10 protein-coding genes are annotated in these 24259 nt (G+C 35.2%); 3 read left to right on the top strand and 7 right to left on the bottom strand.

The window, feature by feature from the left end:
• Positions 1 to 34 precede the first annotated feature (34 nt).
• Positions 35 to 2155 (top strand): elongation factor G, encoded by a 2121-nt coding sequence (locus tag AC2H4K_RS16830; RefSeq protein ID WP_281139369.1) that lies wholly within the window; start codon positions 35 to 37, stop codon positions 2153 to 2155.
• Between the two features lie 11 nt (positions 2156 to 2166).
• Positions 2167 to 2547 (top strand): hypothetical protein, encoded by a 381-nt coding sequence (locus tag AC2H4K_RS16835; protein ID WP_281139368.1) that lies wholly within the window; start codon positions 2167 to 2169, stop codon positions 2545 to 2547.
• Between the two features lie 68 nt (positions 2548 to 2615).
• Here the strand turns inward: AC2H4K_RS16835 and AC2H4K_RS16840 are convergent, their stop codons facing one another.
• From AC2H4K_RS16840 to AC2H4K_RS16870, 7 genes are all read right to left on the bottom strand, one after another.
• Positions 2616 to 7520, bottom strand: a complete 4905-nt coding sequence (locus AC2H4K_RS16840; protein WP_281139367.1) for a DUF8693 domain-containing protein — start codon at positions 7518 to 7520, stop codon at positions 2616 to 2618.
• A 280-nt stretch (positions 7521 to 7800) separates the two neighbouring features.
• Positions 7801 to 8784 (bottom strand): PorP/SprF family type IX secretion system membrane protein, encoded by a 984-nt coding sequence (locus AC2H4K_RS16845; protein WP_281139366.1) that lies wholly within the window; start codon positions 8782 to 8784, stop codon positions 7801 to 7803.
• Between the two features lie 28 nt (positions 8785 to 8812).
• Complete coding sequence (locus AC2H4K_RS16850) at positions 8813 to 17032, bottom strand: T9SS type B sorting domain-containing protein (protein ID WP_281139365.1); 8220 nt, start codon at positions 17030 to 17032, stop codon at positions 8813 to 8815.
• A 68-nt stretch (positions 17033 to 17100) separates the two neighbouring features.
• Positions 17101 to 19650: a PorP/SprF family type IX secretion system membrane protein gene (locus tag AC2H4K_RS16855; protein ID WP_281139364.1), complete on the bottom strand. Its 2550-nt coding sequence runs from the start codon at positions 19648 to 19650 to the stop codon at positions 17101 to 17103.
• A 1-nt stretch (position 19651) separates the two neighbouring features.
• A complete protein-coding gene (locus AC2H4K_RS16860; RefSeq protein WP_281139363.1) occupies positions 19652 to 21115 on the bottom strand; it encodes a T9SS type B sorting domain-containing protein in 1464 nt (487 codons plus the stop codon).
• A 137-nt stretch (positions 21116 to 21252) separates the two neighbouring features.
• Positions 21253 to 22566 (bottom strand): beta-helix domain-containing protein, encoded by a 1314-nt coding sequence (locus AC2H4K_RS16865; RefSeq protein ID WP_281139362.1) that lies wholly within the window; start codon positions 22564 to 22566, stop codon positions 21253 to 21255.
• Between the two features lie 259 nt (positions 22567 to 22825).
• A complete protein-coding gene (locus AC2H4K_RS16870) occupies positions 22826 to 23278 on the bottom strand; it encodes a hypothetical protein (RefSeq protein ID WP_281139361.1) in 453 nt (150 codons plus the stop codon).
• Positions 23279 to 23644: 366 nt separating this feature from the next.
• On the opposite strand from AC2H4K_RS16870, the gene AC2H4K_RS16875 reads away from it, so the two are divergent.
• The gene (locus tag AC2H4K_RS16875; protein WP_281139360.1) at positions 23645 to 24229 is read left to right on the top strand and encodes a peptidase associated/transthyretin-like domain-containing protein; all 585 of its coding nucleotides are present in this window, start codon (positions 23645 to 23647) and stop codon (positions 24227 to 24229) included.
• Positions 24230 to 24259: the final 30 nt, after the last annotated feature.

Here is a 24259-nt window from a genome sequence, read left to right on the forward strand (position 1 = left end):
TTAAACAATTTAATCTTCACAAAAAATAAATATTATGAAAGTATTTGACAGTAAACACATTAAAAATGTGGCTTTTGTCGGTGCTCACCACACTGGCAAAACCACACTGTCTGAGACCATGCTCTATGAAGCTGGTTTAATAAACAGACGAGGCACAGTAGAGCAACAAAATACAATTTCGGATTATCATGATATTGAGCACCAACGTGGTGCTTCTGTTTTTTCTACACCTTTGCATACCGAATGGAGAAATTATAAAATCAATATTATTGATACACCTGGTTTAGACGATTTTATTGGGGAAATTATTTCTTCCATCAGAGTAGCAGATACTATTGTAACCGTAATTAATGCCAAACATGGAGTAGATGTTGGTACTGAAATTATTTGGAATTATGTAGATCGCTATAACAAACCAACACTTTTTGTTATCAATAAAATAGATAGTGAAAAAGCTAATTTTGAAATGAGCGCAAACAGTCTTAAAGCGTTGGTTGGCAATAATGCGGTTTTAATTCAATATCCTCTACAGATGGATGGTGCGCAATGTATTATTGATGTTCTAAAGATGAAATGCTACAAGTTTGGTCCTGAAGGAGGAAAACCTGAAAAATTACCAATACCTCAAGATCAATTAGATTATGCTAATCAATTGCATAATGAATTAGTAGAAAAAGCTGCCGAAAATGATGAAGAGCTCATGGAATTATATTTTGAAAAAGGTACTTTAAATGAAGATGAGTTACGACAAGGTATTAAATTGGGTATGTTGAATCATGATTTCTTTCCTGTATTCTGCATTTCTGCTTTAAATGATATGGGAACAGGTCGTTTGATGGGCTTTATTGATAATGTAGCGCCAGCAGCAGCTGATTTAAAACCAGAACAAACTATTGAGGGTGATTTGGTAAAACCAGAAATGGATGCTGATGCATCACTCTTTGTCTTTAAAACCATCTATCAGCCTAACCTTGGGCAAATCACCTTTTTTAAAGTAAAGTCAGGTGAAGTTAATGTTAGTGATAAACTTTTCAATACTAGAACTGGAGAATCAGAAACACTGAATCAACTCTTCATTATGGATGGAAAAGAAAAACATACAGTTCAAAAATTATCTACAGGAGATATTGGTGCAACCACAAAGCTAAAGTATACAGAAACCAATGATACACTTGCAAGTAGTCCAGAATCTGGAACTATAAAACCTATTAAATTTCCACAACCTAGACTAGTTAAAGCTGTTTTTGCTGAATCAAAGAATGAAGAAGAAAAGCTTAGTGAAGCATTAAAACGTATCCATAGTCAAGATTTAACGGTAGATTTAACTTATAACCATGAGACACATCAAACCTTAGTAGGTACGCAAGGCGAGTTGCATTTAGCGATTTTAAAATGGCTTTTAGAAAATGTTTATGAGGTTAATGCAAAATTTGAGTCTCCTAAGATTTCTTATCGTGAAACCATTCAGCGAAGTGCTACAGCTAATTATAGACATAAAAAACAGAGTGGTGGATCTGGTCAATTTGGTCAGGTACATCTTAAAATAGAACCGTATTTTGAAGGTATGCCAGAGCCAGAAGGCTTTTCTATAAGAGGAAAAGAAGAAGCTGATTTGCCTTGGGATGGTAAGCTGGTGTTTTATAACTGTATTGTTGGTGGTGTGATAGACCAACGCTATTTACCTTCAATAATGAAAGGTATATTAGAAGTTATGGAGCAAGGTCCATTAACTGATTCTTACGTCAGAGATATAAGAGTTATGGTTTATGATGGTAAAATGCATGAAGTAGATTCTAATGATATTTCATTTAAAATTGCTGGTTCACATGCGTTTAAAGAAGCCTTCCTTAATGCAAATCCAAAACTTTTAGAACCGGTTGAAAAAATGATTTTGCGCTTACCTGAACAAATGATAGGTAATGTAATGACAGAGCTACAGAGTAGAAGAGCGGTTATAAAGGGTATAGATTCGGACTCTAATTATCAAACAATTGAATGTACGATTCCATCTGCGGAATTAACAGATTTTTCAAGTCAACTACGTTCTATCACTCAAGGCAGAGCGAGCTATAAAACAAGTTTTGAAGGTTATAGTCCAGTGCCAGGACATGTTCAAAAACAGCTAGTAGAACAACAAGAATTAATAACAACCTAAATATATAAGTTATGCAAAGTAAAGTAATGTATTTAAGCGATTTAAAGTTTAATATCGATACTTGGAAACGTGAGTTAAGATTTCATTTTAATGAAATGGATACCTTCCAAGAAAAGTTAGAAGAAATAGTATCTCGAATTGAAGATCCTATTGAATTGAAAAAACTAGAGGTTTTTCAAAATCGTATCATGATTGAAAAAGATGCGATTTCAAAATTAATGCATCGTTGTAGAAATAAATTGGCTAATATTAATAATGTAGATTTTAATGAAAGTATTGATGGCCGTTTAGCAAATGAACAACATACCTTACGCGACGATATGCGCGATTACATTAGAATGCATTATGATCTTAAAGAAGAGCTTATGGACTTCTTTTTAGAAGTGTTATGAAGTAAGTAGACACAAAATTGAGATTAAAAAAAACAGCCACATATTCTGTGGCTGTTTTTTTTTATTTATTATTGAATAACTAATTTTTGTATTCGCTTTTTATCAGCTTTATTATTTAATTCTATAATATAAATACCAGAACTAAGATGACTAGCATTGATAGTTTGTCGAGAGTCAGAATTATTTAATTGTTGACTCAAAATTTTTCTACCATGAATATCATACAAAATAGCATTAGTGGACTCTTGCAATAATCCATCAATAACAATTGATTTACTTTTGTTATCTGTGAAAATCAATAAACTATTCAAGCTAGAATCTAATGTGCTTAATGCTGAATTTTCAAAATGAATAAAGAATCTTCCAACACCATTGATTTGACTTGATGGTGTAAAAACATAATCATTTGTGTTCAATAGTGTAAATGTACTTGTTAGATTGTCTTCTAAGTAGATATCGATATTATCTGGCATATCAGTTTCAGAAATACTTATTGTTATTTCCTCACCTTGATTAGCATGAACACCTAAAGCAATTGTAACATCGTTCATATCAGTATCTCCTAAGGCTTGAATTGAAAAAGGAGTACCTGTATTGTTCTGAACTAAGTTAGAATACAAAGAAAAGTCTGTAGCACTTCCATACAAAGCCGCATCATAACCAGGATCTAGACCTAGTGTGGCATTACTATTAAAATAAATATCTGTATTATAACTATTAGAAGAAGAACTAGAATTTAGTGTTATATGTCCAAAATGAGCCGACTGGTTTGAAGCACTTCTTCCTAATATGAAATCATCAGAGGAACCTCCAACTCTCATTTCAGGTGTAAAAGTGACCGAACCACCTCCTGTTTTACTTCTTACATAGAAACCTTGACCAGGCGCTATTAATTGACCTGTCGTTACACTGTTTAAGATAGTCCAACCATCGTTAGAGTCACCATCATAACCGTAAATAGCTTTATATGAGCCTTCGTCTAATTCTAAATTATTCAAAGAGAAAAAAGTGTCGAAGTCAATATAAGACGAATAAGGATTACCTACTAGGTTCCACCCTTCATAATAAGACCCATTAGTATCTGTTAAATTAACAACAACAGAGTTTGTCTGAAGATCACCTTCAAAAGTAAAAGTTGTACCACTTATACCATCTTCTGATGCATCTCTAGCAGCTCTGTAACCTATACCAGAGTTTATTATAGTAAGTGAGTTGTCTATTATTGAGTAAATTTCATAGGCTCCATTAGGTTCATCAAATGGACCAAAAAGTTTTTGATTAATATCATTTGGGTTTTCAAATATGTTTGGATTATTACTAGCGAAATCTCCAAATTCTTGGTTAGCCACAGGAGGAGATATTAAATCGTTTGCTGTAACTCCATTGAAAAGATTAACATGTCTCTTATATTTTATATTTCCTGTGCTGGTTCCGCTAACGATAAGACTTGAATACTTATCGGATACGGAATTTAATATAACTTCTCCATTATTGGTAAAATTACCATTAATAATTAATGTACCTCCTTCAAGGATTTCAATACTACCACTTGCGGAAACTTCATAATCACCTTCAAAGGTTACAGTTTCATCAACACCAACAATTAAATCCATACAATTATTAGGAGCCGTAAAGACAACTCCATTACTTTTATAATCTGTTTGATAGCCATCGCTAAAAGAAGCTTCAATTTGGACACCTAAGCCATCAGAGTCTAATCCAGTTAATACAACTGTTTGAGGACTTGTAGTTATTGGGAATGATTGCCCATTTACAATTATTGATCCTGTTTCTGGAGCATCTGTATAAGTTATGGTTAATTCTTGAGTATATGTATTATCTACTGGGTTACAATTTGTTTGTGTGCCAGCTATAATATCAGTAATTTCTGTTGTATTATCAAAAGGCATAAACTGCATTAATGATGCTTTTGGCTCAGTACCACTATCATCACCACCATATGAAGTATGACCACCACGTCCTCTAATATGAATGCTAACTAGGTCATTTGTACCATCACTATAAAGTTGTAATCTTAAAGCTTCTGCATATTTAGGAGGATCATTTGTGCCATCCCAAACATATATACCATTATTGATCCAGCCACCTTGACCTTCTTCAATTGTAATCCAAGAGCCTTCCCTTAGATAACTAACTCGCCACATAGTATTTGGTTGTGGTTGGTTAGGAAATGATCCGCCAAAAGTTATATAATTAACAAACTTTGGGTGCGGCCAATCTACTCTCCAAAAGAATCCATTTTCAGCATCAACTGTGCCTAAATTATATTGGTAGGATTCACCATATTCAGCGAAGTTAGTTGTAATTTTATAATCTTGTAGTGATGGATCGTAAAGTATGGCTAAAGGGTTACCTCTACCTGAGCTTTGTATATGTCCACTGAGTTCAGCTGAAGATAGTAGAGCTAAATTTATTATAGGATTAGGATTGTTCGGTCCTATAGTACTATTTTCATCTAATTGATTTATCCATTCTTCTATTAATGCAACCGCAGGTTCATCAATTATGCTTTTAGCAAGTGGCGGCATCATAATAGCGGGATCAACACTATTCATTCTATGGTATAAAATGGATTTGGATGCATCACCAGCAAAAACAATTTTTTCATTTGGATCAATACCAAGAGGACTTAGTACACCTGCAGTAAGTAGTTCAGTAGCTTCAAGTGTATTAAAATATCTTAAATCAAATTCAGCTCTATTACTATTATCGTGTCTATGACAATATGCACAGTTCAAATCTAAATAAGATCTAGCTTTTTCATCAAGTGAGGCGTTGGTGTCATTCAGTGGTTTATTTGTAATAATATCTTCTGTGTCGGTATCAGTTATAGATTCGTCAATTATCCCTAAATGACTAAGTGTTACTAATTGATTTCCTGTAAGACCAGTTTCAGGGTAAGTGTAGTCTGTGTTTAAATATCTTGCTTTTAACCCAAGCGATCCTTTATTAGCTTCATTGTGGCAGTCTATACAGTTAGAGTTTGAAGGAAAAAACCAATCTTGAATTCTTGTTCCACCACCAACAGTAGCTATTTCTACAGGCTCTTCTGTACTGGTCGTTTGTAAAACAGCATCTGTTTCTTGTTCGTTCCAATTATAGGTTAAAAAATACATATTGCCATCGTCGCCTACTACAGATACTCTTGTTTCAATCTTTTTTGTCACCGAAGGGTCATTATCGTCAATTTTAAGATCAAAATGCTTTACAATAACTGTACCTGATGGAAAAACCCAATCACCATATTCAGAGTATTGTATTTGTTCATTAGGACCACTATGTACACCATCATTGTTAGGTACTGCTATCCATCTTCTTTTCAAGGCGCCATCAGACCAAAAAGGCTCATATAACTCATAGGGAACAAAGCCATCTTCTACCTCAAGAGTACTTAAGTCAGTAAAAATACCTGTTTGTGAGAGTAATTGAGGTGGATCTGGAAAATTATCATCATTATCTATTAACTTATATATATTAGTACTAAACCCAAGATTTAAAATATACAATTCACCATCATTATCTTCACCAAAGGAAATTATATCTTGTGGTGTAAATGTTGCTATTTCTACATATTCACCAGTAGTTGTGTCTACTGAAAATATTTCATCACCACTTCCATAATCAGCACATATATATTTACCATATAACTCTGGGATTGCAGAACCTCTGTAGACAAAACCTCCGGTAATAGAGTTGGCGTCTTCTGGACTAAAAGCCAAAAGAGGTTCTTCATGAGCCATATTGTTGAAAAGTTCAGGGTCACAACCTGGACCAGCAATAAAACCTTCATAATTTGGCCAACCATAATTAGAGCCACCTTGTAATACATCAACTTCTTCGTGAGTATTCAAACCAACATCACCAATGTAAAATGTACCAGTACCACTATCTTTAGTCATCCTAAAAGGATTCCTTAAACCAATAGCATAATATTCTTCAAAGAAATCACCTGACGTATATACATCATTTGGATCTGAAGTTGTTAAATTTGGTTGACCGTAAAGCGTTGTTGTAGAGCCTACCGTATTGTCACTAAAAGGATTATCATCAGGAATCCAATATTCAACACCTGTGATTTCATCTGACTCACCAGCATCTTGAGGCATTTTTCGTACTGCAGGATGACTTCTTGTAGGATCTTTGTCTACATCTAGTCTTAACACTCCACCACGAAGATTTCCAAATATATCTTGAGCTCTTGCCCAAGAGCCATGCTCACCTGTAGTTAGATAAAGAAACCCGTCATCGCCAAAATCCATTCCACCACCATAATGAGTGGTTCCATACATTCTATTCTTTAAGATTGTCGTTCTAGAACCTGTAACAAAACTCATAGTTGTAGGATCTACTTCAAATCTCTCAAGAATAACGAAGTTTCCTTGGTATACATCACTTGTCTCACTATAATAACAACCTTGTCCAGTATATTGTCCAAAACCAGGTAAATCTTGTCCATCGGAGTTTTTTGTACAATAGTATACGTAGAAATAATTTTTAGGGTTAGTAGCAGCGTCAAATTCAGGATGGATAGTTAAACCTAAAAAACCACCATCAGAAACCAAACCTACTTCTGATGATAGGTCTAGTAATACATTTTTTGTAGTTGTACTTTCGTCATTGTCAAACCAAAAAATTTCACCATCAAGTTGTGCTATCACAATTTTTTCTTGGTTAGGTACCATCTTGAAAGCAATAGGGTAGAAGAAAGTTAAATTAGGAAAAGCAACTCTATAAGTAGCATCTAAATCAAAATCAGCACCTACAGGAAATGCATTGTTTGCATACGGACCAATAGTTTGAGGTGTTAATAATCCTGGGCCTGAAAAATAGGGTATAGAACTAAATAATAGTAACGAAAGGGTGACGATTAAAGAAATTCTAATTTTAGCTGATTTGGGGAAGATATCAGTTATTAAAACTCCAATTTGTTTTTTGGAAATAATAGGTCTCATGAACTGTTTTAAGAAATAAAATTAATAGCAAGCCTAAAATTAGTAATTAAAGTTTACCACTAAGAATCAATTCGATGAAGTATCATTAAAAACGATGAAGTTAATTGCAAGAAAATGAGTGTGTTAAATATGGTGATTTTAACATTTAAAGATTTCAAAATGTTAATTTTATGAATTAAACAAGCTTATAAGAAATTATTATAGCACTTATTTAGAATATACTAAAAAAAGTGCTATAAAACTTGATTATTCTAATATTTAAAGCTATCACATTAAATCCCTACCTATAATAACTCTGACTAGTACCTTTAGTACAGGCACAGTTACTAGCATTTTGAAGGAAGTCTAGTCCAATAGTTACCATATGGGTTCCCGTATTAAACCCGGATAGGTCGTTCATAGTAAGCTGGTAAGAATAGGCAAAGAAAAACTGGTTGAAAGTAATCCCAGCCATAGGACCAATATTCAAAGGTTTCAAAAACTGATCGTTAAGGAACCTGTAGGATCCACCCAAAAAGTAGTAGTCTCCCTTTCTGTTAAACTTTCTGTATTTAAAGTTGATATCGGTACTAGAGCGCTTGTCACTATCGAACATCTGGTAGAATACCGACGGCTCAAATTCCACATCTTTATTAGCATTACTTTTAATGACCACACCAGAGTAGATCTGATAATTTAATAATCGGCTCGGCTCGAGTTCTGTAATGCCATCAAGATCCTTAGGTAAAAGGTTGTTGGCATTAAAGCTCAAGAAGAAGGCCTTCCAACGGTATAAAAGCCCAGCATCAAAATTATTGTTAGAGTTGGACCTGTCATCAGTAATTGTTGGATCCACAATTGGGATATCATAGGTTGTATTGAAGTTCTCGATATCGATTCTAAAACTGTTGATATTGTAGGATAGTCCAAAAGACAAAAACTGTTTGGATTTATAATCTAATGTCAAGTGGTGCGCAAAAGAGAACTTAACACCTTTCTGTCTTGTGTTACCATTCTTGTCGTTATAGGCAGATATACCCACACCAGTACGGTTCGATATCCTAAAGTCGGCGTATAAGGATTGGTTGTCTGGTGCATTCTTAATACCGACCCATTGCGTCAGTCCATTGGCTCTAATTTTTAAATTATCACCAATACCAGCATAAGTAGGGGAGACTACAAAATCATTGTCCGCTAGATATTGTGTAAATACAGGTAAGTTTAATTCTTGACCATAGCTAAACGATATGGTAAAAAGCAATACAAATATTATAAGTTTTTTCATCACAATCAATTTTTAAGCTATTATATAATTACCTGTATAGAGTAAAGTGTCCAACAAATTCCTTATCAATGGTATCGTTTGTTTTTACCACGAACCAATAATCACCCATAGGCAATTCAGCACCTTTGTATCTACCGTCCCAAACTTCACCAACACGGTAAGTCGCTACTTTACGTCCATATCTATCAAAAATATCAAAGGTTAGGTTAGGGTAGTTTTCCGTACAACCAGGTGCCCAAGTATCATATTGCCCATCACCGTTCGGTGTAAACCAGTTCGGGATACAAATGTCAATAAACTCCATTTCTATCTGAGCCGTAGCAGAACAACCACTACTATCTGTAGCAGTAACCGTATAGATACCAGATTCTGTGATGATATAGCTATTTTCACTACCATAATCTTCACCGTTCATTGTATAAGTATAATCACCAGTACCACCCGAAGCCGTAGCGATAAATTCATTTAAGCCACCTTCTTCAAAAGTTAGTGTTACAGGGTCATAACCTTCAATATCAAATAATTCGGTAGTCTGTATACAACCATTGGTATGTCTAACATCGATGAAATGATCCGTACCTACAGGAACATTAGTAAACACATTACTTGTTTGGTAAGCTCCGCCATCCAAAGAGTAATCCAATTCAGAAGTATCCGTAATAGAATCGTCAACGGTTACAGTTACGATACTTATGTTATTGTTGTTCTCACAGGCCGTTTCAATAGTAATCTCAGGATTAATAAAAACCGACTCAGGGAAGGTAATGTTCCATTCAGACTCACAACCTTCAGCATCTCTAACATAAACGATATGATCACCACCTTCAAGATTTGTAAAATCAAACTCCGTTTGTGTTGCCGAACCAGTCGTATAAGTGCCGCTATAGTCATCTAAACTAACACTGTAAGGCATTGTACCGCCAGAAATATCAATACTAAACTCACCAGTTTGATCGCCTTGACATAACTCTGGAAAAATAGAATTTGGCACAATACTTAAGATTACCGGTTGTGGTTCTTCAACTGTAAAATCAAAAGTTAGATAACACCCAAGTTCATCCTGAACAATCAATTCATAATCACCAGGTGCCAGGTTTTCAAAAACATTAGAATCAAAGAATTGGTTCAACTGTGGTGATATCGCATATTTTATAGTTCCGGTTCCACCAGTTGCCGTAATCTCTACCGAGCCATTTTGGTTTCCAAAACAGCTAACATCGCTGACTGCTATTGTAGCATCTAAAGGAGCCGTTGGTTCGGTAATGCTTATCGGAGCAGAGGTTGTGCTACAATCACCACTCTCAACTAAAACAATATAGTCACCAGCATAAAGTTCCGTAAAGAACCCAGGGCTGTTCTGTGTTGCAGTAATAGGATTGCCACCACCATCTTGTAGTGTGTATACATAGTTGCCTAGTCCACCAAGAGCCGTTGCAGATATAGAACCATTGTTGTCACCCGAACAGTTAATGAACAGGTTCGAAGCTTCCAAGGTTAAGGTTAACTCAGGTAAAGGATCAACAGTAATCTCATTGGAAACATTAGCCATACAGCCATTAGCATCCTGTACATAGTATGAATACGTGCCATCTGGCACAGAGAATGTAGTTGATGAACTAAAAGTTCCTAATATGTTAGTAAAACTACTATCGTCACTATAGGTATAAGTTCCTGTACCACCAGTAGCACTTAGAGTTAAAGTAGATTCCGTTAAACAAGTCTGTGTTGTCGTTCTAACCAAGTTGACCTCAATAGGAGTAGGCTCACCGATAACGATATCCACGGAAGTAAACTCACAATCATAGCCGTCAGTAATGGTTACCGAATAAGTTCCTGGGCCTAAATTGTTAAATACATTAGTCGTTTGAGGACCAGAAGAACTAGCAGTTGGTAAAATAGTATTCAAAGTATAGCTATAGTTGCTTCCTTGTCCACCAGTAACATTGGTAATGGAGATACTAGCATCTTGATCACCAAAACACGCTAAGGTTGTAGTACTAGGAGTGAATGTCGCCGTAATCGGAGTTGGTTCAACTAATGTTATCGTTTCCGAAACGATACAGCCACCAGCATCTCTAACATTTACTGTATAAGTACCTGCAGATAATCCAGAGAATGAATTATTAGAAGAATAGGCCACCGTAGCGTCACCAGTCAATTCATATTCAAAACTTCCCCAACCACCAGTAGCAACAGCAGAGATGGTACCTTCGTTGTTGTTACAGGTTACATTTGAAGTTTCTGATATAGAAAGCGCCAAAGCTTCAGTAGGTGATGCAATGACCACATCAGCAGTATTGGAACAGAAAGGAATATCAGTCTCAGTGATAACCACAGTAAAAGTACCAGCATTCATACCAGTAACCGTTAATGGGTTTGTAGAGGTGTTAGCATTTACAGGGCCTAGGATAGAAGTGTTCGAGCTATCGAAAATCTCATAAGTATAGGCACCAGTGTAATTTGTAATATCAATATCAAAAGCACCCGAGTTGTCCCCAAAACAAGTCACAGCACTAGGGGTTAGTGTAAATGTAGGTATGATAGCTTCAGGTAAAGAAATAGTGGTTTCTTCAGTACATCCAGTTACAGCATCAGTCACCGTAATCGTATATAATCCAGAAGGCACTCCAGAAAACACATTACCACTTAAACTTACCGAAGCAGGATTTGGAGACATACTATAGTTGAAAGTACCCGATCCACCCGTAGTAGTTAATGTAATCTCACCATCGTCGTTATTACAAGTAGGTAAGGTCGTCGCTTCAGGAGATATGAATAAAGGAGCAAAAACATCAACAGAAACCAAGTTACCACAACCATTAGCATCCTGTATTTCTACCGTATGAGTTCCAGAATAGAGATTTGATATGGTAAACGGAGCAGACATGGTCTGAAAAGCACCGCCATCAATACTATAGCTATATGGAGCTATACCAGCCGTATCCAAGGTCACATCGATTTCAAAGTTACCTTCGGTTACCGTACATTGATTGTTCAATGTCGCAGAAATAACTGGAGTTGGATCCATAGGAACCACAGTTAAAGGACTTGATATAATACAGCCATAAGCATCAATAACATGAACATAGTAATCACCAGCATCGACATTGAATACACTTGCTGATGCCCAACCAGCATCCGTAGCAGTTGGAGCAGTAGCACTTGTTGTGATTTGGTATTGGTAAGGAGCTGTACCATTTTGCGCCACCGCACTCACCATACCAGAGCTAGGCTCACAATTAGCACTCTGATCAACCGAAACCGCTAATTCTAATAAGAAGGCAGACTCTGTAATGTTAAATGTTTCAGTAATTACACCACAACCAGCATTTGTTCCAGAAGTCTCAGAGATGTTCACAAAGTAGTTTCCAAAAGGTAATGGCCCTAAATCGGATACATCTAATGTTCCATTAGCAGGCACATTACCTGTACCACTAACACCAGTAGAGTTGAACGTTAAAGAATCAAAAATCTCAAAAGTAACATCAACACTGCTAGAAGCACTGTTGTTTATGGTAAACGATACATTTCCATCTGCACTACCTGTACAAGTAATATTGTTTGATGTTAACGCCGAAGCCGTTAATGTTGAATTGGTTGGTATTGGTGTCGTAGCAGGTTCGTAATAACTACAATTTGTAGATTGGTCATACACAATGAAGGTATAAGTCACGCCAGGAGTAAGTCCTGTAAACGTAGCCGATTCACTACCTGGAGAATCCTCAGGAATCCATGATCCCGCAGGATTAGGATAAACAGAAATAGGACCTTGATAGATGCTGAAGAAGAATGGTCCAGCACTAGTTAAAGTAGAACCAATACTAACAACAGCCTCACCACCCGTAGCACAATCTACAGTAGAGTTAACAATAATATCTAGATCCGTTGGAGGAGAAGCCACAAGCACATCCTGAACTAAAACAGAACAGCCATTAGCATCTACAACGTTAATTTGATAAAGTCCGAAATCAACCACATCAAAGCTAACAGATGTAGACCCTGTTGTATTAAGCTCAGAGTTAGAATAGCCATTAGTTCCCGTTACAAAATAGTTGTAAGGAGCCGTACCACCCGTAACCGAATCCACGATAACAGATCCTTGAGACACACCACCAGCACCACAGGTAATATCGACAGCACTATAGTTAACGTTGATAGGATCAGGCTCACTGATAGTAATTGTTTCCGTAGCCGTACAAGATTTAGCATCGGTAAGTGTTACCGTGTATGTTCCAGCAGGTAAGCCAGAAGTCTGTGTACCATAGTCGGTACTTGTAGTATCGTTGTTTACATTGATCACAAACGGAGGAGTTCCCACAGAGGTATCAATAGTAACATCAATAGCACCATTACTATCACCATTACAAAGTATAGATTGACTTTCTGCCACTAAACTCAGGGCAGGTAAAGACAATGGTAATACGTTAATTTCTGATGACTCGGCAGTACAGCCATTAGCATCAGTGATTTGGAACTGGTAAGTCCCTTCATTAGGTGTTGAATATGTAAAAGAAGCACCTGTTGACCCTAGATCGGTATAAGTACCACCATTAAAAGAAACAGCATAAGTATATGGTGCAGGTCCTGTAATAGTTCCGCTTAATACCGCATCTGGTGAAGCCGTACAATCCAAGTCCTCTGTTAAAACCACATTAAGGGTAGGAGATGGGATAGGGTCTATAGTGTACGATTCACTGTAGGTACAATCGTTTTCATCTCTTACTTGGAAAGTGTATGTTCCTGGTTCCAATCCTGTGAAAACATTTGAGGATTGGTAAGCTGTAGCTGCAGCAGCAGGAGCAATGATCTGGTATTCTAAATTTCCAACACCATTGGTTACCGATGTAATAGTAACATCAGTAGTATTGGTAGGACAGGTGACACCAGAATCCGTGAATTCCATATCCGTTGGCGGATTTAAAGCCGCAACGGTAATTTCATTAGTAATCGATGTACAGTTATTGGTATCTCTAACCGTAATGGTATAATTTCCTTGGGTTAGTCCCGTGAAGGTATTACTAGTTTGAAAGTTGATACCGTCAATACTATATTCATAAGGAGCGTCACCGCCAGTTACGGTAGTTACCGTAATGGTTCCCGAGTCTAGACAGGTAAAAGGTGCTGATAGCTCAGCAGTTCCTGATATAGCCGTGTTGGCAGTTATGGTAACTGTCTGTGGATCTGTGACACAAATTGAACTACCTGTGTTGTATTGTAATACGACATCATAGTCACCAGCTGTAAGCCCATTAAAGGTGTTGGAACTAGTGAAAGTTGTTCCACCATCGATACTGTACTGGATCCCATAGCCATTAGCATTGGTAACGTTAACGGTCAATACACCTGTATCACCAGGATCACCACAAAGAATATCGGTAGTAGAGATATTGAATTCTGGTTCAGGAAGACTGTCCACAGTTATGGTTGTACTAGCACTACAGTTGTTAGAATCTACAACAGTTATGTCATAAGTTCCAGGTGCTGTAACCACATATTGTGGTACCGATTGGAAATCCGTAGTACTATTGATGAAGTAATAGTATGGTGGTGTTCCACCATCAGGATATATGGTAATCTCACCATCGGTACAGGTTAATGGCACAGTTACAGCAGCAGTCACTGTTAAAAGCGGTGGCTCTATGATAGTAATGTCTTCTGAGAAGATACAGCCGTTTTCTGTTTCTAAGGTAGCTGTGTAAGTTCCTGGATTTAGATTTTCAAAAGTGTAGCTGTTATCCGTAATAGGTCCAACTGTATTTACTAATGTTCCTCCACTATATAGTGTGAAAGTATATTGTGGGTCAACATCATTAATGGCTAAATGTATACTACCCATTTCACCATTACATATAGGTTGTGTTACAGTATGGCTTGCAGTGAATTCTCTTGCTAAAACTTGAACATCTGGAACTGTAAAAACACAAGGGTTGGTTGTTACGCCAGTTTGTCTAATGTAAACAGTGTAGGTTCCAGGATTTGGAATAGAAAACACATTACTAGATTGATAATTGACATCATCAAGACTGTATTCATAACCACTAGGTACGTTATTCACTGTAATACTACCATCTGTAGTACAGATAATATCTTCAGAAACTACGGTAGGGTCTAATAAGTTTTCGTAAACATTAAAATAGAATTGTACGAAACATCCACCAGGATAGTTAATTGTAATACGGTATTGACCAGCTGTGTCAACAAATAAACCAGATTCACTTGGTGGAACTGTATTCCAAACACAAGAATCATCTTCATTAGCACAATCAGGATCAGAAACTGCAGCACAACTTGTTTCATCTAATATTTCCCAAGTTATGTTTGTAGAATCAGCAATGTTTGTTTCAATAAACACAAAATCATCAGCACCACATAAGAAGATGTTTGGTAGTTCTTTTCCGTCATTAGGACATATAACAACCTCATCAGCATAAGGTATTACAGGGTTTGTAGTATCATTGCCATAAAGTTGTACATTATATTCTTGTACTATAGACTGACAAGGTGCGATAGCTGTGTTGTAAGAATAATACGTTCCTGTGTCTGTAACAGTTATGGTTTGCGATGTACCTATTACAGGTGTTCCTGTTGGACTTGTTGACCAAGCATAAGAATCATATCCATCAGCAGCCGTGAGTTCTAAGCTTTCACCACATAAAACATGCTCTTCTTCAAATGTACAATCTAAATCAGCTAAGAAATTAGTGGCTTGAGGAGTTACTAAACATCCTGTATTACTATTAACACTAGGATCATCAGTAATTGTAAAATCAGGATTTATGGTTCCTTGATACGTAGCATAAGCTTGGTTATTAATAACGTTAGAACAAGCATCTGCTAATTGTCCACAATCATCAACTACCTGCGCATTTATTCTAATTTCATAAACAGGATCATTTTCCTCAACTAGAGATTCATCAATGTCAAAAATTAATTCTCTTGTAACAGGATCATAACTCTGAACAGTTACACCTGGTGGTAAAACTAAATCTGTAGGATGGTTATAAACTATATTAATAGGAAGAATATCTCTAATTGTTAAATTAGTAGCATCATCATTTCCTGTATTTTGAAAACCTATAATATAGTTTAGAGATGAACCTAGTCCAACGAGTTGACCACCAATATCATTACCAGCATCATCTTCAACTATTTTAGTAAGTACAATATTAGGTGCTATAATTTCAATAGCGAAAGCACTGAAATAGTAATAGTAGATATCAAGGTTACTACCTAAGCTTATATTAGCACTCGTGGCATTATTAGCAATAAGTGTATTTCCTGGGTTTGGAATGTTTATTATACCAGCATCAAAACCAAGTGTGTTTGTACTACTTGGGTTTCGATCTGTGAATAATTCAGGTGTATTGGTAGCTGGATCAATATCAGAAACCGAACTATTAAAGAAGTTGTTTCCTGGTCTTATTACTGTTCCTGCATTATTAGTTGCGCTAATTGTTGTTCCGTTTAACCTTAAATAATCACCAGTATAGCTTCTATCACCTTCAATAGTACTAAATGCAAATTTAGCACGTACAGGGCCTACAGGAATAGTGTTAAAACCACTCACAGGAAAAGTTTCATTAATAACACTTGTAATCTTTGTAAAACCATCAAACGAAGTAATGTATTGTGCAGGCATTAAAGGGTCTTCATATACAATAAATAAAGACCAACCAGCGGATAAACCTTCGGAATTTGGTCTTGGACCAACTAATGAAGATATGTTTGCAACTGTATATGTTCCTTCAGGATCAGGTAGTGCTGTTAGCATATCAGTTACATCGTGATAATATGCAAATGTGTTAGACTGATAATCATTAGGAGCATTTTGATAGTATATTTCTGTACCAGTTATATCGACATAAGATCCTCCAGGAACTTTAAATTTAACATCTGAAATAGGTGAGTCACCATCGACTACTGAACTCCAATATAAACCAGCATATACGATTTGATAACAGCCATTATCACTTGGTACATCTAAATCGGCACTACTGGAATTGAAGGTACTTGGATCTCCGTCAATATCTACATGTACTGCTGCGTTAGTCCAGTCGTTTGTGGCATTTCCATTGTAAGGATTGGTAGGGTGCAAGCCCACATTGCTGTTTCCGATTAAAAGGATGTCTCCTTTTAATGCTTCATCAAATCTCGGAGAAAACGGTACGAGGTTTTGTGCAAAAGTTAGTTGTCCCAATAATAGTATTACTACAACTATTGTAATTCTAGAAAAAGTAGGTTTTTTCATGATTATCTATTTTTAAATCCTCACTTCTTCTTTGGGGCTTAAAGAAGTGAAGAGCGCTTAACTTCTATTTAATTTTCAATCTTCACTATCGACATTTTTCCATTGTATGGTCTATTTCCTTTTGATTTTAATGCATTGTTTGCACTTTGTATACTATCATATTTTTCATAATAGATATAGTATTTACTTGTTGCAACATCATGGAAGAAGTCAACATCAGATCTTCCGGACTCTACAACTTTAGTAACAAACTCGTTTCGTTTTTGAGGGTTGCTATGCACAGCAATTATAAGGTAGTAACCACTTTCTACATTTTTAATGTTTTTAAGTATTTTTATATTATTTCCAAGTTCTTCACCATAATCAAAATCTTCAGCAGTATATGGTGTTTCTTTTGTTTCTGTTGTGCGTTTTATTCTTTCTAACGCAGCTCTGTCTTGAGCGTATCTATCTTCTTCATTGTCAAAAGCTGCACGTTTTATTCTACGTCTCTTTTCAAACTCTGTCGCAACTCTAATTTCTTCAAGTTTAGTTTCAAGTTGAGATCTTGTTTTTATAGCTTTTAACTGTTCATCTTTTAAACGATCTATTTTTTTCTTGTAGAATAGGTTGACTTCGTCCAATTCTGTATTAGCAATACGTTCGTCATAAAGCTCTTCTAAATCTTTAATTTCTTTGTTACGTTCTTCAATAATTTTGTCTAATTCAGACTTGATTGCATTAAGCTCATTATTCTCAGCTGTAACACTTTTGAAAGGTCTAGGTTGAACTTTAATACCTTGATCACTTAAATCATTCTCTTCTTTAAGCGCCTTAAGGTCTTCGTCTTTAATGTTAATAATATCATTATATCTATCCATTAAATCATTTTGTTGCTCTTTAGAAGCTTCTGTAGATTTAGCTATGGCTTGCATAGATTTGCCTAAATCATCAGTAGGTTTAGTAACTAACTCTTCATTAGTTAGTTTCTCAGCTTCCTCTTTAGCCTTTTGTTCTGCTAATAATTTAGCTTGTTCTTCGGCTTCTTCTTTAGCTTTTTGTTCTGCCAATAGTCTAGCTTGTTCTTCAGCTTCCTCTTTAGCCTTTTGTTCAGCTAATAATCTAGCTTGTTCTTCAGCTTCTTCTTTAGCTTTTTGTTCTGCCAATAGTCTAGCTTGTTCCTCAGCTTCCTCTTTAGCCTTTTGTTCTGCTAATAATCTAGCTTGTTCTTCAGCTTCCTCTTTAGCTTTTTGTTCTGCTAATAGTTTAGCTTGTTCTTCGGCTTCTTCTTTAGCCTTCTGTTCAGCCAATAATCTAGCTTTTTCATCAGCTTCCTCTTTAGCTTTTTGCTCAGCTAAAATTTTAGCTCTAGTTTCAGCAATAGCTTTAGCTTTTTCTTCTTCTTCCTTCGCTTGTTGCTCAGCTAATTTCTTGGCTTCAGCCTCTTCTTTTGCTTTTTGTTCCGCTAATAGTTTGGCTTGTTTATCAGCTTCTTCTTTAGCCTTTTGTTCAGCTATTCGTTTTGCTTCTGCCTCTTCTTTTACTTTTTGCTCAGCCAACTTCTTAGCTTCAGCATCTTCTTCAGCTTTAGGTTTAGAAGTCCCACCAAGTAAATTTGTATTTCGAGATTTTGTATTAGAAGACTTAACTACACGACGTCTTCTTTTCTTGTTTCCATTTGAAAAAATACCAGTCACTTCATCATCATTACCATAATTGTAATAGTTATCATTTTTGAATCGGTAGGCCAAAGTGATTTCGTGTGAAGGACCAAATTCACCTAAATCACCACCAATAGGTGTCTCATAGTTGTATTCAATTGCAATCTGTTCAGTAATATTCAACCCTAAACCACCTGAAACACCATATAAAGTATTATAACCTACTTGTCCCCAAATTCCTTTAGGAACTGTAAGCATTGCTATACCAGAGATAATAGTTTCATCTTTTTGAAATTCTGATTTTATCATACCAGAAAACTTACTTTCATCAAAAAAACCTCTACTATCCATATAACCCGTATAAAGCATATGTGCTTGTAAGCCTTGTTGTGGATTATCTTGAATAAGTTCTGAAGTGTTAAGATTATACAGCGCGAGGTTGCTTACAGAAACCCCAAAATCTAAAAACTCAGTACCGAAATTGATACCAGGATTAATAGTTAGCAAAAAATTTGAAGGTACATTTTCTAATGCTGGATCTGCAAAGTTTGTAACTACATTAGAAGTGTTAACACCACTACTGTAAGCACCAACATTAAGACCAAAAGTAAGATTGTTATCGCGTCCTAATCTTGCGTTGTAAGCAAAGTTTAATACTCCACCAAAAGTTGTAAGTACACCATAGTTTTGCTGAAAAACACTTGCACCAGCACCTATGTTTTCACTAAATCTACCAGAATAGGCAGCAAGGTAGGTGAGTGGTGCATCTTCAAATTGTACCCATTCTCTTTTGTTGTATACTGTGATATATTTTGTTTGTTCTCTAACAAAACTAAATGTTGGGTTTATAGCAAAGCGATTGAAGGTTAAAGAATTTCTTGTAGGTAAATTAAACGCAACTACTCCGTCATCTTCTTGCGCTTGCAAAAGTTGCGAGAAACAGATACATAATAATATGACTAATAAATATTCTTTCATATCACTTTACTACAGTTATTGAGCCTTTTTTAGTTTGATTGTTTGATGTTGTTATTATATAGTAGTAAACTTGATTAACACTGGTTAAATTCAAATCGTTTTCTGGCCAGTTATTTTGATAATCATTGGTTTGCAATACAATTTTTCCTTGGTTGGTCATAATAATAACCTCAGTGTCTGTTCCACTTACATATTGCTGCGGAATCACCCAAGTATCATTAATAGTATCTCCATTAGGACTTATCATATTAGGTATTTTTTCTACATCTGGGAATAAGTCTAAAGCCTCTTCAATTATAAATTCATATTCAACTGAAGCTTCACAACCTACAGTCTCTGTTATAACCACTGAATATGTTCCAAAATCTGTAGCTTCATAAGTAGCTTCTGTAGCACTTGGTATTAATGAACCTTCTAAATACCACTCATAGATAGGAGCTGTAGCTGTAGAAGTGACTTCAACAAAAAGAGTTTCGTCTTCAAACATTTCATTGATTTCAGGAACATTTATAGAACTTTCAAATAATTCGCTGACCAAATCAATAGAGCCAGAAGCAGAACAATCACCTAAATCTACTTGAACTGAATAAGTCCCAGACTCACTTGTTTGGTACATTTGGCTTATAGCATCAGGAATTATAGCTCCGTCTTTGTACCATTGATAGCTGTTACCACCAATAGTACTCAAAGTTGTAAGACCTTGCTCAGGACAAAAAGGATTACCTAAGCTAGAAGCAATAGTAGCGTTAGCCTCTCCAGAGGTTGCTTCACTAATTGTAACACGGTTAGAAAATGAATTTGACGTACATGTACCGTAATTAGTTTCAACAAAATAAGTGCCTTCTTCACTTACCGCTAGAGTAGGCCCTTCAGCTACAAATACAGAAGTTGTTGGTCCAGTTTCTCTGAACCAGTTAAAGGTTAATGAAGGATAGTTTAAAGGAGAATCATTAGATCCAGTACCAGGATTGTCTATTGTAAGCAGATAACTACCGCCTGTACAAAATGCTCCTGTGGATACTAAATTATTGATTGTAAAAGGTGAATCCTGAAGTTTATAATAAGCTGCAAAAGAAGTTGAACCAGAACTTGTTGCTACTGGTGATGTACTTTTTATACGTATTCTATAATTTTCTCCTGCAGTGGTTTCTGGTATAGAAAACGTTAAAGTTGCTGGCGACGTTGTTACCTCGCCTGCGTTAGATGTGTAAATAGTTACTGCCTCAGAAAAATCTCCATCAGGATTAGACATTTCAATTATAAATTGATTAGAACTGTCTATCCCATTTTCTGGTGAAAATACAAATGTAGTGTTATAGGTGTTGAAAGATTCACTTGCACATGCCTGACTAAACCCTAAATTAGGAGAACCAATTACTATCTGAGCTGTTACTTGTTCAGATAAAATTGAAACAAGAACACACAGAACAACTATAAGTTTGTTTAGGTTAATAGGTTGGGACATTTTTTTGGGATTGTAGTTTTCTAGGCTTATAAGCTTAAAGGATTTCTTTTATGATTCATAGCAATTCATATTAAAAATTTAATTTGAATTGCTATGAATCTCATTTGCTCTCTTAGTAGGAAAATGAGAGTTTTTTTCTAATCTTCATCGTCAAAGTTATCATTAGAAGCAATGATACCATTTACTTTTAATCTAAAGTCTGGTTTTCTACTATTGTCAGAGTCGATGAATGTTTCAGAATCAGGACCTTTTGAATATACATTATCAAAAGCTCTACTACCATACCAACTTTCTAAGTCGTCGTTATTGGTTTGTCCTTTTTTGAAAATGTTTCCTTTACAGTTATTGAAGTACGTATTTGTAAACTGTATTTTGGCTAGGTTATCGTTATTGATAGCAATTCTTTCATCTAAGATTACAGCTGGATTAAATCCAGAAATTACACTTTTATCAATTGAGAAAGATACATCAGGACCAACATAAATAGCTTCTTGAACAAGACCAACACTTATATCGTATTTAATATCGTTGCTCACATTCATAAGCGTTAAGTTTTCTGCTTTAACAAGAGTTTCTTTTTTTGAAGCATCAGCATCTTCCTTAATGTTATAAGAACTAACGTGTAAACATTTAGAGCCATCAGGACTAGAAATGTAAGGAGATCTAACTGCTAAAGAATTATAAATATTAGCTTGTGCTCCGTGATTAAATTTAAAATCATTTTTACTAGATCTAAAAGATACTGCTTGCTCTAGTAACACTTCACCACCAAGAACATTGAAGGAATTTCCTTGTGAGTAGCTTACCATAACATTAAATATTGATGTTTTTATACCTACACCAGCGAAAGTAATACCACTAAAGTCTTCGTGACCAACAGTTCGTTTTCCAGCATATTCAATTCTAACATGTTTTAATACACCAGAGTTACTGTAAGCATCGTCACCACCGTAGCTTATGTTTTCAGTTGACGAAGGTTTTAATCCATAATTTAAAGAAGATATTCCTCCGAAAATATTTATTGGAGCATTTCCTAGAAGGAAAATACCTCCCCAATCACCTTGTTTCTTATCACTTTTATTAGAAGTAAACACTATAGGGTCAGTAGCAGTTCCATCTGCAATGATTTTTGAACCTCTACTTATAATAAGAGAACCTTTGGTTTTAAAATCACCAAGGATTACTGTTCCAGGCTCAATTGTAAGAGTTGCTTCGTTAGTAACGTAAACTTCACCCAGTAGAAGGTAGGTGTTTCTTTTTGTTAACGTTGTATTCTCAGTGATATCACCACTCAATATCTGAGTAGGCTCACCATATTCTGTTTGATTAGGCTTAAAATCTGTCCAAGAGTTTAGCCAATTGTTGTAACCGGTAATTCCTTTTTCCTGTTGTGCAAAGCTTCCACAAAACACAAATAATAAAAGAATTTTAGTTAAAGTAATTTTTTTCATAGTAGTCAAATTCATTATTAGATTAAAGGGCGTTTTAAACTATTAGACCAAACATAAAAACAATACCTATGAAACACAAAATTTATCGATGAAATACATGTATTAATATAAAAAAACTTAAAATTCTTACAAAAAAATTCTTTTTATCGATTAATAAAATACTATTATCAGTTAAGTGTGTAAATTTTAAGTTTGAAATGAATAAAAAAACCCAAGCAAAAAGGCTTGGGTTTTTAAGTATATGTTGAGATAATTTGAGTTAATCTCTTTTAAAATCTTCGTAAGTATGTAGTGCTTTTAAAGTTGATTCGTAGAACAAAATAGCAGCAATTAAATCTGTTGTGTCAGAATAAGGTAAAATCTTCTTTTGAAACTCTATCGCTTTATCAAAATAAGTCTCAGAAGCTTCAATATTTTCTTCTAAAGCCTTAGTGTTATCTTTTGTTTCTGGTATACCTAAAGAAGCCATAGTAACTCCTGGCTTTGTTGCGAAAGCAATATTTGGTAAAATATTAACAATTACTTCAATACGCTCTATGTATAATGTTAGTAGATCGCCTTTTGGAAGTTTTTCCAAATCTTCACGGCTATGATATTTTGAAATATTTACTTTACCACTAATAATACTTGGCGATTTATCCTTTTTTTGGGCAAAGCTAGTACCAATCATCAAGAAAAAAAGGATACTGAATAAAGTAAGTTTTGTTTTCATTTTAGGGCTTTTATTTATTCTTAGTGAAGCAAATCTATACAAATTATTAAATAAATCAACTTTTTTTGACATTTTTTTTGAAAAAAAACACACATGAAATGCAGATTTTATGGATGAAATACACTTTTTAAGGACGAAAAGTAAAATTATCCGATAAAAAACACATGTCTTTTAACTCGGTTTTTAGGGCATTATTTCAGTCTTATTTTGAGATTTATTTTGTGTGAAAAATTTTAAAAAGGTAGCATTTCATCGGAATTTTTTGAATCCTTTTTCATTTAGTCGGAAATAAATAGCATTGATATGATTTTTAATGGATTACGATTTTAATAGTAGAAATTTGACATATCTAAAATGTATAGCCCTATGAAAAATCTAATTCGTAATTTTAGTATTCTGTGTTTCTTTTTATTTGTTAATACGCTTTTAGCTCAAGACTTTGATGCAGCTACGAGCCCATTGTTTGATAGAGCAGAGGCACAATTAAGTAACAGTGACACTATTCCTGATTACAGATCTCAAACTAATAAATTAAAGTTAACAGGTGTTGTGTACCAAAGTGACGGAGTAACTCCAGCTAAAGATGTTATAATATATATTGAACAAGCTGACGAAAATGGAAACTTTGATTTAAGAAAAGAAGGTGATGAGCGCTATGTGTTCCATAGAAGTTGGGTAAAGACAGATGAAGAAGGAAGATACACGTTCTATACATTTGTTCCAGGTAATGACAGACGTTATAATCAACTACAACAAATATATCCTTTAGTAAAGGAGCCTTCTAAAGATGTATATGCTATTGATACATTTTTATTTGATGAAGATCCGTTATTAACTAAAAGTTGCAGAAAGCGTATTTCTAAGAAAGGTGATCCAAATAGAATTTTGAAGTTAGAAAACAAAGATGGATTACTTGTTGCACAACATAATATAGTATTAAGTGCTTCTTAATTATATAGTATAAAAATTATTAATTAACCC

The sequence above is a fragment of the Winogradskyella sp. 266wxhm genome (assembly GCF_058964685.1).

What these genes read in the sequence shown, in the direction of transcription:
- AC2H4K_RS16830 (WP_281139369.1), top strand. Translation starts at nt 35, where the DNA reads ATGAAAGTATTTGACAGTAAACACATTAAAAATGTGGCTTTTGTCGGT.
- AC2H4K_RS16835 (WP_281139368.1), top strand. Translation starts at nt 2,167, where the DNA reads ATGCAAAGTAAAGTAATGTATTTAAGCGATTTAAAGTTTAATATCGAT.
- AC2H4K_RS16840 (WP_281139367.1), bottom strand. Translation starts at nt 7,520, where the DNA reads ATGAGACCTATTATTTCCAAAAAACAAATTGGAGTTTTAATAACTGAT.
- AC2H4K_RS16845 (WP_281139366.1), bottom strand. Translation starts at nt 8,784, where the DNA reads ATGAAAAAACTTATAATATTTGTATTGCTTTTTACCATATCGTTTAGC.
- AC2H4K_RS16850 (WP_281139365.1), bottom strand. Translation starts at nt 17,032, where the DNA reads ATGAAAAAACCTACTTTTTCTAGAATTACAATAGTTGTAGTAATACTA.
- AC2H4K_RS16855 (WP_281139364.1), bottom strand. Translation starts at nt 19,650, where the DNA reads ATGAAAGAATATTTATTAGTCATATTATTATGTATCTGTTTCTCGCAA.
- AC2H4K_RS16860 (WP_281139363.1), bottom strand. Translation starts at nt 21,115, where the DNA reads ATGTCCCAACCTATTAACCTAAACAAACTTATAGTTGTTCTGTGTGTT.
- AC2H4K_RS16865 (WP_281139362.1), bottom strand. Translation starts at nt 22,566, where the DNA reads ATGAAAAAAATTACTTTAACTAAAATTCTTTTATTATTTGTGTTTTGT.
- AC2H4K_RS16870 (WP_281139361.1), bottom strand. Translation starts at nt 23,278, where the DNA reads ATGAAAACAAAACTTACTTTATTCAGTATCCTTTTTTTCTTGATGATT.
- AC2H4K_RS16875 (WP_281139360.1), top strand. Translation starts at nt 23,645, where the DNA reads ATGAAAAATCTAATTCGTAATTTTAGTATTCTGTGTTTCTTTTTATTT.